The sequence below is a fragment of the Arthrobacter sp. 2MCAF14 genome, from assembly GCF_052115645.1.
In the GTDB taxonomy this organism is placed as follows: Bacteria; Actinomycetota; Actinomycetes; order Actinomycetales; family Micrococcaceae; genus Arthrobacter.
In genome coordinates this window covers 45,015-60,072 of record NZ_JBFRHB010000024.1, presented here as the reverse complement: position 1 = coordinate 60,072, position 15,058 = coordinate 45,015, and the positions used below count along the sequence as shown (strand labels likewise).

General features: G+C 64.0%; 15 protein-coding genes. 12 read left to right on the top strand and 3 right to left on the bottom strand.

Annotation, left to right across the window (positions count from 1 at the left end):
* The first annotated feature begins 5 nt into the window (after positions 1 to 5).
* The 3 genes from pgsA (at position 6) to AB4074_RS16180 (ending at position 1,693) form a co-directional block, all read left to right on the top strand.
* Complete coding sequence (pgsA, locus tag AB4074_RS16190) at positions 6 to 608, top strand: CDP-diacylglycerol--glycerol-3-phosphate 3-phosphatidyltransferase (protein WP_234753121.1); 603 nt, start codon at positions 6 to 8, stop codon at positions 606 to 608.
* Positions 605 to 1,108, top strand: a complete 504-nt coding sequence (locus tag AB4074_RS16185) for a CinA family protein (protein ID WP_441414297.1) — start codon at positions 605 to 607, stop codon at positions 1,106 to 1,108. Before pgsA ends, AB4074_RS16185 begins: the two co-directional genes overlap by 4 nt.
* A gap of 132 nt (positions 1,109 to 1,240) precedes the next feature.
* The gene (locus AB4074_RS16180) at positions 1,241 to 1,693 is read left to right on the top strand and encodes a helix-turn-helix domain-containing protein (protein WP_441414296.1); all 453 of its coding nucleotides are present in this window, start codon (positions 1,241 to 1,243) and stop codon (positions 1,691 to 1,693) included.
* A gap of 165 nt (positions 1,694 to 1,858) precedes the next feature.
* On the opposite strand, the gene AB4074_RS16175 is transcribed toward AB4074_RS16180, so the two are convergent.
* The gene (locus tag AB4074_RS16175) at positions 1,859 to 2,356 is read right to left on the bottom strand and encodes a MarR family winged helix-turn-helix transcriptional regulator (protein ID WP_441414295.1); all 498 of its coding nucleotides are present in this window, start codon (positions 2,354 to 2,356) and stop codon (positions 1,859 to 1,861) included.
* Between the two features lie 41 nt (positions 2,357 to 2,397).
* Here AB4074_RS16175 and AB4074_RS16170 point away from each other — a divergent pair, with 41 nt between their 5' ends.
* The 7 genes from AB4074_RS16170 (at position 2,398) to dapF (ending at position 9,492) form a co-directional block, all read left to right on the top strand.
* The gene (locus tag AB4074_RS16170; protein ID WP_441414294.1) at positions 2,398 to 2,637 is read left to right on the top strand and encodes a DUF3046 domain-containing protein; all 240 of its coding nucleotides are present in this window, start codon (positions 2,398 to 2,400) and stop codon (positions 2,635 to 2,637) included.
* Positions 2,638 to 2,877: 240 nt separating this feature from the next.
* Positions 2,878 to 3,927, top strand: coding sequence for a recombinase RecA (gene recA, locus AB4074_RS16165; RefSeq protein WP_234753124.1), 1,050 nt, complete (start codon positions 2,878 to 2,880; stop codon positions 3,925 to 3,927).
* 46 nt (positions 3,928 to 3,973) lie between these two features.
* Entirely contained in the window at positions 3,974 to 4,534 is a 561-nt protein-coding gene (locus AB4074_RS16160) for a regulatory protein RecX (protein WP_441414293.1), read from the top strand.
* A 129-nt stretch (positions 4,535 to 4,663) separates the two neighbouring features.
* On the top strand, positions 4,664 to 5,935 hold the full coding sequence (locus tag AB4074_RS16155) for a lytic transglycosylase domain-containing protein (RefSeq protein WP_441414292.1): 1,272 nt from the start codon (positions 4,664 to 4,666) through the stop codon (positions 5,933 to 5,935).
* The gene (miaB, locus tag AB4074_RS16150; RefSeq protein WP_441414291.1) at positions 5,910 to 7,544 is read left to right on the top strand and encodes a tRNA (N6-isopentenyl adenosine(37)-C2)-methylthiotransferase MiaB; all 1,635 of its coding nucleotides are present in this window, start codon (positions 5,910 to 5,912) and stop codon (positions 7,542 to 7,544) included. Before AB4074_RS16155 ends, miaB begins: the two co-directional genes overlap by 26 nt.
* 6 nt (positions 7,545 to 7,550) lie before the next feature.
* Positions 7,551 to 8,492: a tRNA (adenosine(37)-N6)-dimethylallyltransferase MiaA gene (miaA, locus tag AB4074_RS16145; protein ID WP_441414290.1), complete on the top strand. Its 942-nt coding sequence runs from the start codon at positions 7,551 to 7,553 to the stop codon at positions 8,490 to 8,492.
* Positions 8,493 to 8,523: 31 nt separating this feature from the next.
* Positions 8,524 to 9,492, top strand: coding sequence for a diaminopimelate epimerase (gene dapF, locus AB4074_RS16140; protein ID WP_441414289.1), 969 nt, complete (start codon positions 8,524 to 8,526; stop codon positions 9,490 to 9,492).
* Here the strand turns inward: dapF and AB4074_RS16135 are convergent.
* On the bottom strand, positions 9,473 to 10,087 hold the full coding sequence (locus AB4074_RS16135) for a class I SAM-dependent methyltransferase (protein WP_441414288.1): 615 nt from the start codon (positions 10,085 to 10,087) through the stop codon (positions 9,473 to 9,475). The two genes, dapF and AB4074_RS16135, sit on opposite strands and share 20 nt — an antisense overlap.
* Positions 10,088 to 10,474: 387 nt before the next feature.
* Between AB4074_RS16135 and hflX the strand changes: the two genes are divergently transcribed.
* Positions 10,475 to 12,037, top strand: a complete 1,563-nt coding sequence (gene hflX / locus AB4074_RS16130; RefSeq protein WP_441414287.1) for a GTPase HflX — start codon at positions 10,475 to 10,477, stop codon at positions 12,035 to 12,037.
* Positions 12,030 to 14,093 carry an ATP-dependent DNA helicase gene (locus AB4074_RS16125; RefSeq protein WP_441414286.1) on the top strand — a complete coding sequence of 688 codons (2,064 nt, stop codon included), beginning with the start codon at positions 12,030 to 12,032 and terminating at the stop codon, positions 14,091 to 14,093. The genes hflX and AB4074_RS16125 overlap by 8 nt, the downstream gene beginning before the upstream one ends.
* A 44-nt stretch (positions 14,094 to 14,137) precedes the next feature.
* Here the strand turns inward: AB4074_RS16125 and lexA are convergent, their stop codons facing one another.
* Positions 14,138 to 14,887 carry a transcriptional repressor LexA gene (gene lexA, locus AB4074_RS16120; RefSeq protein WP_236816708.1) on the bottom strand — a complete coding sequence of 250 codons (750 nt, stop codon included), beginning with the start codon at positions 14,885 to 14,887 and terminating at the stop codon, positions 14,138 to 14,140.
* Between the last annotated feature and the right edge of the window lie 171 nt (positions 14,888 to 15,058).

The following is a 15,058-nucleotide window of genomic DNA, read 5'->3' as shown; positions in this document are numbered from 1 at the left end:
GAGGGGTGACTACATCCGACGGCAGCAAAGCCGGTTCCAGCAGCTCCGATATCTGGAACCTGCCCAACATCCTGACGATGCTTCGAATTGTCCTGGTCCCGTTTTTCGTTTGGTTCCTTCTGGAGGACAACAGCCAGCACGGCATCTGGCGCTGGGCCGCCGTAGTGGCCTTCGCCGTGGCGATCTATACAGACAAGCTCGACGGCGACATCGCCCGGAGCCGCAACCTCGTCACCAACTTCGGCAAGATCGCGGACCCCATTGCCGACAAGTTGCTTATCGGATCGGCCCTCGTTCTCCTGTCGGCGCTGGGGGAGCTGCCGTGGTGGATCACCATCCTCATCCTCGTGCGCGAATGGGGCATCACCGCCTTGCGCTTCTTTGTCATCCGCTATGGCGTGATGCCCGCCTCGCGAGGCGGCAAGCTCAAGACCGCCGTCCAGACTGTCGCGATCTTCCTCTACATCCTGCCGCTGAATTCTTTCGCGCCGTGGCTCGTCAGCGTGGCCTTCTGGGTCATGATCGTCGCCCTCGTCATCACGGTGTGGACCGGCGTCGAATACGTGATCGAAGCAGCAAAGCTTCGCTCGGCAGGCAAGCGCGCATGAGCCCTACCGCTGATGAGGTGGCCGCTTCCGCCGTCGCCCTCGCCATCGAGCGGGGCGTCACAGTGGCTACCGCGGAATCCCTGACAGCCGGGATGGTTGCCGCCACCCTCGCTGATACTCCAGGGGCGTCAGGCATGCTCCAGGGCGGGGTGGTCGCCTATCAGAATGCGGTCAAGGCCGGAATCCTGGGGGTGTCCGAGGAGCTGCTTTCCGCCGTCGGATCCGTCGACGCCGAGGTGGCTGCGGCCATGGCCGACGGTGCCAGGCACGCATGCGGGGCCGACGTCGGGGTCTCCACTACGGGGGTTGCGGGGCCTTTGCCGCACGACGGGAAGCCGGTTGGCACGGTCTTCATTGGCGTCGCCACCCAGGGCGGAGCCACAGCGCATGCCTACTCCTTTCCGGGAGATCGGCCAAGTATCCGTGCGCAGGCAACGGCAGCCGCACTGGAGCGCTTGCTGGAGTGCCTTGTCCATACCGACCTACCGCACGTAAAGTAGCCGGGAACAAAAACAGCGGCCCAATAGTTGTTACATTGTGTCGCCCCGGAATGGCCGGGGCGCCTAGGATGTAAAAAACAACCGGTACACCGGCAAGGTGAACCGGACTCACGAGGGAGCAAGGCGATACAGATGGTTAAGCAGCCCGTATCCGTAAACGGCGTTGTCCGCTGGAAGGATGTGGGCTTGGCCGAGAAGGCACCGAGCGAACAGAAGGAGCGCAAAATGGTTGTTCTGCGTCACGAAATTGGTGATGTCCTGCGCGATGTCCGCCAGCGTCAGGGCCGTACGCTCCGTGAAGTCTCACACAGCGCCCGCGTTTCCCTTGGCTACCTGAGCGAAGTTGAGCGCGGCCAGAAGGAAGCATCCTCAGAGCTGCTGTCCTCGATCTGCTCGGCTCTGGACGTTCCGTTGTCCGGCATGCTCCGCGAGGTCAGTGACCGGGTTGCCGTCGCCGAAGGCGTCGCTGTTCCGGACACCGTCCCGCAGGAATTCGCGCAGCGCTACGGCCGCGATCTTGACCGCGAGCTCAGCGCCGAACTGAACGACGATTTCACCCAGGGCATGCTCTCCGGAGCCCACTAGGCGGACCCGGCGCCGGCACGCAGTTGGCGGCGTGAGGTTCAGGCCTCGCTGCGGGATCCATTGCGCCGAAACGTCTGCGCCGAAACATCGGCACATGCTTGAAGCAAGAAGGAGGGCCTCCATATGGAGGCCCTCCTTCTTTGGTCTTTTGTGGGGTTGGCGCGATCAGTCCTTGCCGATTCCTTCGCCGTAGGCAGCGTTGAGCCGTTCTATGTAGTCCGCCAGCGTCTGGATTTCTTCCAGGGGCCACTCACCCAGGCGCTCCCGGAATACCTGCCGGCGTGCGTCCTGGACCTGGTGCATCTTTTCTTCGCCTTTGGGGGTGAGCCGGATCGATTGTGCGCGGCCATCCTGGGGGTCGGCTTCCTTGTAGACCATGCCGATGCTTTCGAGGAACGCGATCTGGCGGCTCACTGAAGGCTTCCCGACGCCGATGCACGAGGCGAGCTCCGTCAGGCGGATCGGACCCTCCTTCCGGATGATCGACAGCAGTCCGTATGCGGCTGGTTCCATGTCGGGATGGACCTGCCGGGATAGCTGGTGGGACAGCGATCGTGCGCGTCGCCAGAACATGCTCAGCTGGTGTTCCACCTGCTGGAGGGCGGCGTCGACGTTGTCGCCTTCCTCCAGCATCTCTGGCGCGTCGTCGGGAGTGTTGCTCATGACAACCATTCTAGAGTCCGCTCCCATGAGAGACTCTATTGGTGCGGATCAGTGACTTCTGGCGGCTGATGGACGATGAATTCGGGGCTGGCTACTCCCGGGTCCTCAGCAGCTCCCTTGTATTGGCCGGCGTCGGTGGCCGTACGGCAAACGACGCCTTGGCAGCGGGCTACAGCCCCCGCGACGTCTGGCTTGCCCTGTGCGACGTCCAGGACGTTCCTCCGGAGCGACGTCTCGGCAGGGACACCAAACCCGCCGACAAGGGTTCCGGAACGTTCTGAGTTCCGGTTCCTGGCGGACACGCCCGCAAATTTGTTCGAATATCTGTTCGGATGAGGCTATGCTCCTTTCAGAGGAAAATTGATCCTGGCGGAGCGGTTTCCGTGTCTTTCGACACCCGTAGTTGTCCACATAGGCGAAGTCGCACACAAAATTGTCAGCGGCTCGTACTAGCGTCGGATGAGACAGGAAAGCGGCCGTTCAGGCCAGTCCACAGCGAGAAAGCATCAGAGGTGTGAACCATGGCGGCAAATCAGGATCGTGAGAAGGCGCTCGAGGCAGCGCTTGCCCAGATCGACAAGCAATTCGGCAAGGGCTCGGTCATGCGCCTTGGGGACGAAGTCCGGGCGCCCATCGAAGTTATTCCCACTGGTTCCATCGCCTTGGATGTCGCTCTTGGTATTGGCGGGCTGCCTCGTGGCCGTGTCGTCGAAATCTATGGTCCGGAATCCTCGGGTAAGACCACCGTCGCACTTCACGCTGTGGCCAACGCCCAGCGCCAGGGCGGCATCGCGGCATTTATCGACGCCGAGCACGCCCTCGATCCCGAGTATGCTGCAAAACTGGGCGTCGATACAGACGCCCTGCTGGTTTCGCAGCCGGATACGGGTGAGCAGGCGCTCGAGATCATGGACATGCTGATCGGCTCAGGCTCCTTGGACGTCATCGTCATCGACTCCGTCGCAGCCTTGGTTCCCCGCGCTGAAATCGAAGGCGAAATGGGCGACTCCCACGTCGGCCTCCAGGCCCGTCTCATGAGCCAGGCCCTGCGTAAGATCACCGGCCGCCTGAGCCAGACGAAGACGACTGCTATCTTCATCAACCAGCTCCGTGAGAAGATCGGCGTTTTCTTCGGTTCCCCGGAAACCACTACCGGTGGTAAGGCGCTGAAGTTCTACGCTTCCATCCGCATCGACGTCCGACGCATCCAGACGCTGAAGGAAGGCGCGGATTCGGTAGGTAACCGCACCAAGGCCAAGATCGTCAAAAACAAGATGGCTCCGCCCTTCAAGATCGCGGAGTTCGACATCATCTACGGCCAGGGCATTTCCCGTGAGGGCGGCATCATCGACATGGGCGTCGAGCACGGCATCATCAAGAAGTCCGGTTCATGGTTCACCTATGACGGTGACCAGCTTGGGCAGGGCATGGAGAACTCCCGCCGCTTCCTGCGCGACAACCCTGAGCTGGCAGCGGACCTCGAGCGGCTGATCAAGGAAAAGCTTGGCGTCGGAGTAGTCAAGCCTGCCGAAGCCGAGAAATCTCCGAAGCTGAAGGCCGTTGACGGCTAAGCGTCAGGGCAACTCCCGGTCTTGGGGTCCGTCTGCGGATTCGTCCGTGGCGGCAGACCCTGAAGCCAATCCGGAAGCAGTTGCCCGGGCCATTGTGCTCCGTCAACTCACCAATTCACCCAAGAGCAGGCTTCAGCTTGCGCGCAAACTGGCTGAACGGAATGTACCGGAAGACGTGGCTGAAGCCGTTCTGGATCGCTTCGAGGAAGTCCGGCTCATTGATGACGCCGACTTCGCGGAGATGTGGGTCCGCAGCCGTGCGCAGTCGAGGAAACTCGCCCGGGGTGCCTTGAGACGCGAATTGGCGGACAAAGGCATCGACGCTGAAACGGCCGAGAAAGCGCTCGCGCAAGTGAGCGATGACGACGAGCGGAACGCTGCCAGGGACCTGGTCGCCCGCCGTTTGAGGGCCGGAACAGACCTTTCCGACAGGACCGAGCGGGACAAGCAAACCCGGCGGCTCGCGTCGATGCTTGCCCGTAAGGGCTACCAACCATCGGCCGCGTTCCGGATTGTTGGCGAGGTCCTGGACGAAGCATTGTCGGGGGAGGCGGAGTCCCACGGTGCAGGGGTGCGCGGTGGTGGTGAAGCAGACGACATCGGCTAGGCGGCGTCGCCGGCGTAACTGAGAGCTGCCTGTGAGTATTGTCCCGGGCGGCGGGGATGTGTGGCTTCTTGGCGGTCTTCGGCTAGGGTTCTGGACTAGTGTTCCGAGTCGGGAAGCAGGTCAGATCCAATGAATCCGTTATCGTTACGGCTTTCGGCAATCATTGTGCCCTTGCTTGTGGCGTCGCTTCTCCAAGCAGGCCCGGCTTCCGCGGACGACGATGCCCCGCCGTCGGGCTATCCCAGCTGGGCGGAGGTACAGCAGGCCCAAGGGAACGAAGCTGCCGCAAGCGCCGAAGTGGACCGCATCAACCAGTTATTGGCCGGTCTTCAACAGAAGTCGGGCGAGCTCGGGGCGGCAGCCATCAAGGCGGGAACTGAGTACGCGAAGGCCCATGACGCCCTGCAGCATCAGCAGGCAGTCACGCAGAAACTGGCGGAGGCGTCCCAGCAGGCCAAGGCAAAAGCGGATTCACTGAAGAAGGCCACTTCCTCCCTGGTGGTCAAGGCATACGAGTCGGGCGGCTTCGATCCCGGGCCCTGGTCCCTTGCGAATGCCGCCATCGCACCGGACAATATTCAAAATTTCGCCCTGCTGAACAAGGTCCTCGATCGTACTGCGAAGCTGCACGATGATGCGCTGAGCGCTTCGCAGGCATCCGCCGCGGCAACGGCGCAGGAACAAGCTGCCCGTGATGTCTTGGCCCAGTTGGACAGTGACGCCGCGGCAAAGGCCCAGGCCGCGGAGTCTGCGAGGCGCGCCGCCGAAGACAGCGTTGCCGCCACGGACGGCCAGCGAAAGACCATGGTCGCCCAGCTTGCGTCCTTGACGTCCACTTCTGCTGCAGTCGCGCAGAAATACCAGGACGGCCAGGTGGCGCTTGCCGCTTATCAGGCTGCCCAGGAGGCCAAGAGGGAGGCGGCACAGCGCAAGGCTGAAGCCGACGCCCTGGCGGCAGCCAACAGAGCACAGCAAGCCCAACAACCCGTCCAGCCGCCGATCAGCAGCGGCGGAGGCGCCAGCAGCAACAACAGCGGTGGCAGCAGCGGCGGCGGCTTCGTAGGGGGAGGCGGTGGCGGGGGAAACGTCGTCAACGACCCCGCAGGCGCACGGCAATACGCGTCCTCCCGGCTCGGCGCCTACGGCTGGGGCCAGGACCAAATGCAATGCCTGTCGCAGCTGTGGACCCAGGAATCAAGCTGGATGACAGATGCCACCAATCCCAGTAGCGGCGCCTACGGTGTTGCGCAGGCGCTGCCGCCGGACAAGTACTATTCGGCAGGCAGCGATTGGCTCAGCAACTACCGGACACAGATTGATTGGGGCCTCGGCTATATCCGCGACCGCTACGGTTCGCCCTGCAACGCTTGGCAGCATGAGATGGGCTTCAACTGGTACTAGTCCGAGGGGCTACCCTAGATTGGTGAGTTCCCCTTCCGCAGCACCAGCACCAGCCCCCATTCAGCAGCCCGCTCCGGGCCCTGTCAGCGAGCCCGCACCCGAGCACGGTGCGAAGCGCACCTACCAGGTCCGCACCTTCGGTTGCCAAATGAATGTCCATGACTCCGAGCGCATGGCAGGACTCCTGGAGGATGCAGGATACGTACCCTTCGACGGCGGCGTCGCCGACGTGGTGGTCTTCAACACCTGCGCAGTCCGTGAGAACGCCGACAACAAGCTTTACGGCAACCTCGGGGAACTCAAGCAGGTCAAGGCTGCCCATCCGGGCATGCAGATCGCCGTGGGCGGATGCCTGGCGCAAAAGGACCGCGAAACCATCGTGCGCAAGGCTCCGTGGGTGGATGCCGTGTTCGGCACCCACAATGTGGGGGCGCTCCCGGCGTTGCTGGACAGGGCCCGCCACAACAACGAGGCACAGCTCGAAATCCTGGAATCGCTGGACGTCTTTCCCTCCACCTTGCCGACCAAGCGTGACTCTGTGTACTCGGGCTGGGTTTCCATCTCGGTCGGGTGCAACAACACCTGCACGTTCTGCATCGTCCCGTCGCTCCGCGGGAAGGAGAAGGACCGCCGTCCCGGCGAGATCCTGGCGGAAATCCAGGCGTTGGTGGACGACGGCGCCGTCGAGGTCACCCTGCTCGGCCAGAACGTGAACTCCTACGGCGTGGAATTCGGGGACCGCCTGGCTTTCTCCAAACTGCTGCGCGCCTGCGGTGACATCGAGGGCCTCGAGCGTGTCCGCTTTACGAGCCCGCACCCGGCCGCCTTCACCGACGACGTCATCGACGCGATGGCCGAGACCCCCAATGTCATGCCGCAGTTGCACATGCCGCTCCAGTCCGGCTCGGACAAGGTCCTCAAGGACATGCGCCGCTCCTACCGGTCCACCAAGTTCCTGGGCATCCTGGACAAGGTCCGTGACAAGATTCCCCACGCCGCGATCACCACCGACATCATCGTGGGCTTCCCCGGGGAGACGGAAGAGGACTTCCAAGCAACGCTCGACGTCGTCGAGAAGTCGCGCTTCGCCTCAGCCTTCACCTTCCAGTACTCCAAGCGCCCGGGAACCCCGGCCGCGGACCTTCCGGAACAGCTCCCCAAGGCCGTTGTCCAGGAACGCTACGAGCGGCTGACCGCCCTTCAGGACCGCATTGCGGCCGAGGAGAACGCGAAACAGCTCGGACGCCGGGTTGAACTTCTGGTCACGGCCCAGTCCGGCCGCAAAGCCGAAGAAACGCATCGCTTGTCCGGCCGCTCCCAGGACCAGCGGCTGGTCCACTTCTCCGTTCCCGAAGGCGCAGAGACCCCACGGCCCGGCGACTTCGTCACCGTGACGATCACCGGTGCTGCTGCCTTCCACCTCGTCTCCGATCCGGCGACGACGGCGGACTACAGCTTGAGGCGCTCCCGTACCGGCGACGCTTGGGACCGCTCGCAGGCGGATTCCTGTGGCGCTCCGGCACCGGGTGCCGCGGGCGCCGGCGTCGGGCCTTCAAGGTCGAAGGGCGTCTCCCTCGGCATGCCGTCGCTCCCCGTACGACGCGGCTAGTCCGACATGACAGCAGTGCCGGCCGGATCAGCGGATCCGAATCCGCCCGTGATCGCCGTCGTCGGACCCACCGGTTCCGGTAAGTCCGATCTCGCCGTCCACCTGGCCCTCGCGATCGACGGCGAAGTCATCAACGCCGATGCCATGCAGTTCTACCGTGGAATGGATATCGGCACAGCCAAGATCAGCGTCCCTGAACGCAGGGGAGTGCCCCACCACCTCCTGGACACGATGGATGTCACCGAGGAAGCGAGCGTCTCCGCTTTCCAGACCGACTGCCGAGCCGCCATCCGCGATATTCATCACCGAGGCAAGCGTGCCATCCTGGTGGGCGGCTCCGGCCTTTATGTCCGGGCAGCGTTGGATGTCCTGGAATTTCCCGGCACCGACCCCGGCGTACGGCAACGGCTGGAGCAGGAGCACGAAACATCCGGTCTTCCAGCTCTCCAGGAACGCTTGCAGCACGTCGACCCCGTTTCTGCCGGAAGGCTCGGTGACGCCCGCCGCGTCATCCGCGCGCTGGAAGTCTTCGAGCTCACGGGGCGTCCGTTCAGCTCCTTCATGCCGAAGCGCGAGTACTTCCAGCCGGCCGTGCAGATAGGGCTCGACGTCGACCGCGGAGTACTGCGCGAACGATTGGCCGAGCGCGTCCTGGGGATGGTCGACGCGGGACTTCTTGAAGAGGTCGCGCGGCTGGACGCCGCCGGACTGCGACAAGGCAAGACGGCATCGCGGGCGCTCGGATATGCCCAGTTCCTCCGGGTCCTCGACGGCGAGTCCGACCCGGCTACCGCGGCCGAAGAAACCATCGTGGCCACCCGGCAATTCGCGCGCCGCCAGCTCACCTGGTTCCGGGCAGACCCCCGGATCCACTGGCTTGACTGGCAGGATCCGGATTTGGTGGCCAAAGCAGTAGAAATCTGCGCGAGCCCGGCGTCGGTGATTTAGGCGCAACCCGTAGTGCAGGTAGCCTTGAGCCATGGATGAAACCCTTGCATTTTCCGCCCCGCAGCCTGCCGCTGCCGGCGGTGCCGTACCCGCCTCCGGTCTTCACGGCCTGGCATTCTCCAAGGGGCACGGTACGGGCAACGACTTCGTCCTCATTGCGGACCCCGAAGACGCACACCAGATCTCTCCGGAGCAGGTTGCAGCGCTTTGTGACCGCCACGTGGGCATCGGCGGGGACGGGCTCATCCGAGCAGTCCCTTCGCGATTCCTGCCCGAAGGCCTCCAGCTGCTCGAAGCTGACTCCGATGCCGAGTGGTTCATGGACTACCGCAATGGCGACGGCTCGTTGTCCGAGATGTGCGGCAACGGCGTCCGCGTCTTCGTCCAATTCCTGATCGAGCAGGGTCTTGTCGCCCTCAACGCCGGTGAATCCCTGACCATCGGGACGCGCGGCGGCATCAAGAAGATTGTCCGGACCACTGACGGCTACGCGGTGGACATGGGCCCTTGGGAGTTCATTTTCCCCAAGGATGCCACCAGCAAGGCCATGGACTCCCTCGTCAGCGCCGACGGCCTGGAAGTCGCCCGGCCTGCCCTCTCTGTCAGCATGGGCAACCCGCACACCGTTGTGGCATTGGCCGAACTGTCTGAGCTCACATCAACGCAGCTCTTCAAGGCGCCCGTCGTCGATCCCAAGCCGGCCAACGGCACCAACGTCGAATTCGTGGTTCCCGCGGAGCCCCTCGTTCACGACGGTGTAGGCAACATCACCATGCGGGTCCACGAACGCGGCGTCGGTGAGACCCAATCGTGCGGCACCGGTGCCTGCGCGGCCGCCGTCGCCATCCGCCACTGGGCCGGGGAAGGCGCTCCCGACACGTGGCGCGTCAAGGTGCCGGGCGGCGTCGTCGGCGTGCGCTTCTTCCCGGGAGAAAGCGGCCGCGAACACGTGGAGCTCAGCGGCCCCGCGGTGATTGTCGCTAGCGGGACGCTTTCCTGATCCGCAGCACGCGGAAGGATTTCGACGTATTTTCCCGGGATACCGAGAAGGAACCGTCGAGGGTATCGGCCAACCAACGCTGAAGCGAGTCCGCTCCAAGGTTTTTCTGCACCACAAGCCAGGCGTTTCCCCCCGTGGCGAGCCGCGGAAGCCACCTGAGCAGCAGGTTGTGGAGTTCATCCTTGCCGATGCGGATGGGCGGGTTTGACCAGATGGTGTCGAACATCACGGCAGGGTCGACGTCGTCGGGCAGGCTCGCAGTGACATTCCCGAGCTCCAGCAGGGCGGCGTTCTCGTTGGTCAGGGTGACACAACGCTCGTTGACATCAACCGCGTGGACGCGCGCGTGCGGCGCCATGAGCCCCATCGTCAACGCAATGGGACCCCAGCCGCAGCCAATGTCCAGCAGATTTCCCTGCGGTGCCGGCGGCGGAACCTCGGAAAGCAGGATCGCTGTTCCCTTGTCGATCCCGTCGGGGCTGAAGATGCCGCCCGATGTCTGGAGCCGGCGGGTCGCGCCGGCCAGTTCCACCGTGAGGGGCTTGCGGCTGAACGGCCCCGCGGGCTGTGCGCTGAAATAGTGAGCAGACTCCATAGCTTGCCAGATTAGTGGCCAGCAGCGGGCAAGGGAAACCGCGCACCGCGACAAACCGGCTCAACCCGGGCTTGCCGGGGTCTGATAGTCTGATGCGCATGTTCTTGATCTTTGAGTAGCCGGCACCGCCCGCGACGCAGGCCTGCTTCATTGCAGCGCCATTCCGCCTTGGCATGTCCGTTCCAGACGTTGTTTTTTGACGACTGGACACTCAGCAGATCGTCCCCTTCCCTCCTGGGATCTGTGCACGCAAGCCGTGCAGACCGTTCCGGATGGAGATCCCAGACCATCGGCCGAGCCCTGCCAGGCATCAGCCCTGCGCGAATTCCGCGCCACAAGAGACGAATCGGCACTATTCTGGAAGTGCCGAACCCCCTAAAGGAGACCATGACCACGCAGAAGAACACCGGACCCGATTCCGACGCCCAGGACATGAGTCCTGAAGAAATCCAGGCTGTCATCGACCGGATTCTCTCCAAGGACGCACCTGCCATAGTCCAGGACCGCGACGAACCCCGGGGCGTGTTTGGCAAGGCCCAGGCGATTTCCCGTCTGGACGAAGAACACAGCATCTACGACGGCGATCAAGAGGATCTGGCCGAGCGCCGGGCCCTGGGCCGTACTGCGGGCCTGTCCACGGAACTTGAAGATGTCACCGAGGTCGAATACCGGCAGCTGCGCCTTGAGCGCGTCGTGCTGGCAGGCCTTTGGACCGAAGGCACCCTGGCCGACGCCGAGAATTCCCTGAGGGAACTTGCCGCCCTGGCCGAAACGGCCGGCTCGGAAGTCCTGGACGGGATCGTCCAGCGCCGCATGAAGCCGGACCCCGGAACGTTCCTCGGCTCAGGCAAAGCCATCGAGCTCAAGGACATTGTGATGTCCACCGGCGCGGACACCGTGGTGGTCGACGCCGAACTGGCTCCATCCCAACGGCGTGGCCTTGAGGACATCGTCAAGGTCAAGGTGGTGGACCGCACCACGTTGATCCTCGACATCTTCGCCCAGCATGCCAAGAGCCGCGAGGGCAAGGCCCAGGTTGAGCTTGCTCAGCTGGAATACCTGTTGCCGCGCCTGCGTGGTTGGGGCGATTCCATGTCCCGCCAAGCCGGTGGCCAGGTGGGTGGTGCCGGCGCCGGTATGGGTTCCCGTGGTCCTGGTGAAACCAAGATCGAACTGGACCGCCGTCGAATCCGCACGCGCATGGCCAAGCTACGGCGTGAAATAGCCGCGATGAAGCCATCGCGCGAGACCAAGCGCGCCAACCGCCGTCGTAATGCCGTTCCTTCGGTCGCCATCGCCGGTTACACGAACGCCGGAAAGTCATCGCTGCTCAACCGCCTGACGGATGCCGGTGTCCTCGTGGAGAACGCGTTGTTCGCCACCCTGGATCCCACGGTCCGCAAGGCCCAGACGCCTGACGGGATCGGCTACACCCTCTCGGACACCGTCGGATTCGTGCGCTCGATGCCCACCCAGCTCGTGGAGGCTTTCCGCTCCACGCTGGAAGAGGTGGCCGACGCCGATCTGATCCTCCACGTAGTGGACGTTTCGCATCCCGATCCGGAAGGCCAGATCGCGGCGGTCCGCACGGTATTCAGCGAAGTGGATGCCCGGAAGATCCCGGAAATCATCGTCCTGAACAAGGCGGACGTCGCGGATCCGTTTGTCGTGGAGCGGCTCAAGCAAAAAGAGCCCCGCCACGTCGTCGTGTCCACCCGCACAGGACAGGGCATTGCCGAACTCCTTGGAGCCATCAGCGAAGCCATCCCGCGACCTGGCGTGCGGCTTGAGGTTCTGATTCCATACAACCGGGGCGAGCTCATCAACAAGCTGCACAACACCGACGCCGAAATCCTCAGCCTTGAGCATGAGGAGGAAGGCACCCGCGTGGTGGCCATGGTCCATGAGAACCTGGCAGCCGAGCTGGAGTCGTTCGTCAGCAATGGTTGATCCAGAGGCGGGGGAGCGCGGCGGGACCGTGGGGGAACGTACCGCCCTCGAACTCCTGGACAAAGCCGTTGCCGGCATGGGCGGCCAGAACCGCACGGGCCAACACCAGATGGCCAGGCAGGTGGCGCGGGCGATCGAGTCCGGCGAACACCTCCTGGTCCAGGCTGGCACGGGCACGGGCAAGTCCCTCGCGTACTTGATTCCGCTGATTGCGCATGCGATGGAAAGCAACAAGCCTACGCTCGTGTCCACGGCCACCCTCGCCCTGCAGACGCAGATCGTAGGCCGGGATTTGCCCCGTCTCCTGGAATCCATCAATCCGGAGCTCGAGCGCCCAGTCAGCATCGCCCTGGTCAAGGGCCGGGCCAACTATGTGTGCCGGCACAAGCTTGAGGGCGGGTTCCCCAGCGAGGAGCCGGCTGAGGGGCAGTTGTTCTCCCTCGGCGAGGACACGAGCGTTCCGCATCTCGCCGCAGCCATCGGCGGCCCGGCCTCGCAGCTCGGCAAGGAAGTCCTGCGGCTTCGCGAGTGGGCCGGCAAGACCACGACGGGGGACCGGGACGAACTGATGCCGGGCGTGACGGACCGGGCCTGGCGCCAAGTATCCGTCACGTCGATGGAGTGCCTCGGGGCGCAGAAGTGTCCCATGGCGGAAGAGTGCTTCAGCGAGCTGGCCCGCCACCGTGCCGCGGAGTCCGACGTCGTGGTCACCAATCACGCGATGCTCGCAGTCAGCGCCTTCGAAGGCCTGGCCGTGCTGCCCGAATACGACGTAGTCGTGGTGGACGAGGCCCACGAGCTCCAGGACCGCGTGACCGGAGCTGTGTCCGGGCAGCTGTCCGTCGCGATGATCCATGCCGCTGCCTCGAGCGCCCGCAAACACACGGCCATCACTGTGGACGCCCTGAACGCCGCCGCGGACCGCTTGGAACTCGCGATCATCGGTGCGCCCTCGGGCCTCCTGCCCAACGGGCTCAATGACGAACAACTTGATTGCGTGGACCAGCTCCGGGAAGCCTGCCGTGCAGCGCTTTCCGACTCGAAGGGAGATTCGTCCAACACCGTCGACGGCGGACGCCAGCTCGTGCGCTCACGGCTGATGTTGATCCTCGAGCTGTGCGAACGGCTGCTCTCAGCCCGGGAAAACCGGGAAGTCGTGTGGCTTTCCCGGAACAGTACCTTTGATCCGCAGCAGGGCTACACGGCGCCCGACGAGGATTCGCCTGCTCTCATCAATATCGCGCCGCTCAGCGTTGCCGGACGCCTCCGGGAAGGGCTCTTCGCGGGCCATACCGTGGTGTTGACCTCCGCCACCTTGGCTATCGGCTCTGCATTCGAGGCCACAGCCGGAGGACTGGGCCTGACTGGCCAAGGCGCCCCCAGCTGGACCGGCGTGGATGTAGGCTCGCCCTTCGACTACCCGAAGCAAGGCATGCTGTACGTCGCCAAGCACCTGCCCAAGCCGGGGCGCGGCACCTCGCCCGAAGCCCTCGACGAACTTGAAGAGCTCATCAAGGCCTCGCACGGCGGGGCCTTGTGCCTCTTCTCTTCCCGACGTGCGGCGGAGGACGCAGCGGAAGCGATGCGGTCACGCCTGGACGTGGACATCCTGTGCCAAGGCGAATCGACCATGGCCGCGTTGGTGAGGCAGTTTGCCGAGGAGGAAGACACGTGCCTGTTCGGCACCATGTCCCTTTGGCAGGGCGTTGACGTTCCGGGCGGTTCATGCCGGCTGGTAGTGATTGACCGGATACCGTTCCCTCGTCCGGACGATCCCCTGATGACGGCACGGTCGCGCGCGGTGGCGCAGGCCGGGGGCAACGGTTTCATGGCAGTTTCGGCGACGCACGCTGCCATCCGGCTAGCCCAAGGGGCCGGCCGTCTCATCCGCTCAACGGGGGACAAAGGGGTTGTGGCGGTCCTGGATTCGCGGCTTTCGACGGAGCGCTACGGCAATTTCCTCAGGGCAGCGTTGCCGCCCTTCTGGCCCACCACGGACCGTTCCGTGGTGCGCGGTGCGCTCGAACGTCTTTACGCCGAGTCAGCCAAGGCCTAAGGCGCGCGCTTGCTCAAGCGGACCCGTCCTGGGGCGAGCGCGTCCTAAAGGGAGCGCAGGACCGAGACGACTTTGCCCATGATGGTGGCATGGTCGCCGAGGATGGGTTCGTACTGCGTGTTCTGGGGGAGCAGCCACGTGTGGCCGTCGCGCTGCCGGAAGGTCTTGACAGTGGCTTCGTCGTCCAGGAGTGCGGCCACGATGTCGCCGTTGAGTGCGTCGTTCTGACGCCGAACCACCACCCAGTCTCCATCGCAGATAGCGGCGTCGATCATGGAATCACCGGCGACTCTCAGCATGAAGAGCTCGCCATGGCCTACCAATTGACGGGGCAGAGGCAGTACGTCTTCAACGGTCTGGTCCGCCAGGATAGGTCCACCGGCAGCAATGCGCCCGACGAGGGGAACCATGGCCGTGTCACTGGCACTCGCAAGTTCCGTCACAGCCAGGCCGCCCGCGCTGCGGAGTTTCGCCGGCGATTCAACGCCGGGTATGACAGAGCCGCCGTCGAGGGTCAACGGCATGAGGACTTCCATTGCACGCGGGCGCTTGGGATCGCGACGAAGATAGCCGAGCTTCTCGAGCTGTGACAACTGGTGCGTGACGCTGGACAGGCTCGCCAAGCCGACGGTGTCCCCGATTTCACGCATCGACGGCGGATAGCCATGATCGTTCACCGAACGTTGGATGGTCTCCAGGATTTTCTTCTGGCGGACGGTCAGGCTCTTGGGGGCCTTCTGCGGCTGCTGGCTCCGCGCTGAGGCCGGCCCGCTGCCAGTGGCTTTCGCTGCCATGTTCGCCAACGCCCTTCCGTTCCGCCCGTTCGGCCCTGAGGCGCCTGCGGGACTGTCGGCCTGAAATGTCAGACCCTCCTGTTGCACTGGTTCAGTGCTCTTTCCTTCACTCAAACGTAGGGCAGGCGCTGGCGTTTTTCAAACATTTGTTCTAGCGAGTCTCGACATCGT

Coding starts and splice junctions, on each gene's coding strand:
- hflX (WP_441414287.1), top strand. CDS start 10,475: ATGACCACGCAGAAGAACACCGGACCCGATTCCGACGCCCAGGACATG.
- lexA (WP_236816708.1), bottom strand. CDS start 14,887: ATGGCAGCGAAAGCCACTGGCAGCGGGCCGGCCTCAGCGCGGAGCCAG.
- recA (WP_234753124.1), top strand. CDS start 2,878: ATGGCGGCAAATCAGGATCGTGAGAAGGCGCTCGAGGCAGCGCTTGCC.
- miaA (WP_441414290.1), top strand. CDS start 7,551: ATGACAGCAGTGCCGGCCGGATCAGCGGATCCGAATCCGCCCGTGATC.
- AB4074_RS16135 (WP_441414288.1), bottom strand. CDS start 10,087: ATGGAGTCTGCTCACTATTTCAGCGCACAGCCCGCGGGGCCGTTCAGC.
- AB4074_RS16155 (WP_441414292.1), top strand. CDS start 4,664: ATGAATCCGTTATCGTTACGGCTTTCGGCAATCATTGTGCCCTTGCTT.
- AB4074_RS16180 (WP_441414296.1), top strand. CDS start 1,241: ATGGTTAAGCAGCCCGTATCCGTAAACGGCGTTGTCCGCTGGAAGGAT.
- AB4074_RS16125 (WP_441414286.1), top strand. CDS start 12,030: ATGGTTGATCCAGAGGCGGGGGAGCGCGGCGGGACCGTGGGGGAACGT.
- dapF (WP_441414289.1), top strand. CDS start 8,524: ATGGATGAAACCCTTGCATTTTCCGCCCCGCAGCCTGCCGCTGCCGGC.
- AB4074_RS16185 (WP_441414297.1), top strand. CDS start 605: ATGAGCCCTACCGCTGATGAGGTGGCCGCTTCCGCCGTCGCCCTCGCC.
- miaB (WP_441414291.1), top strand. CDS start 5,910: ATGAGATGGGCTTCAACTGGTACTAGTCCGAGGGGCTACCCTAGATTG.
- AB4074_RS16175 (WP_441414295.1), bottom strand. CDS start 2,356: ATGAGCAACACTCCCGACGACGCGCCAGAGATGCTGGAGGAAGGCGAC.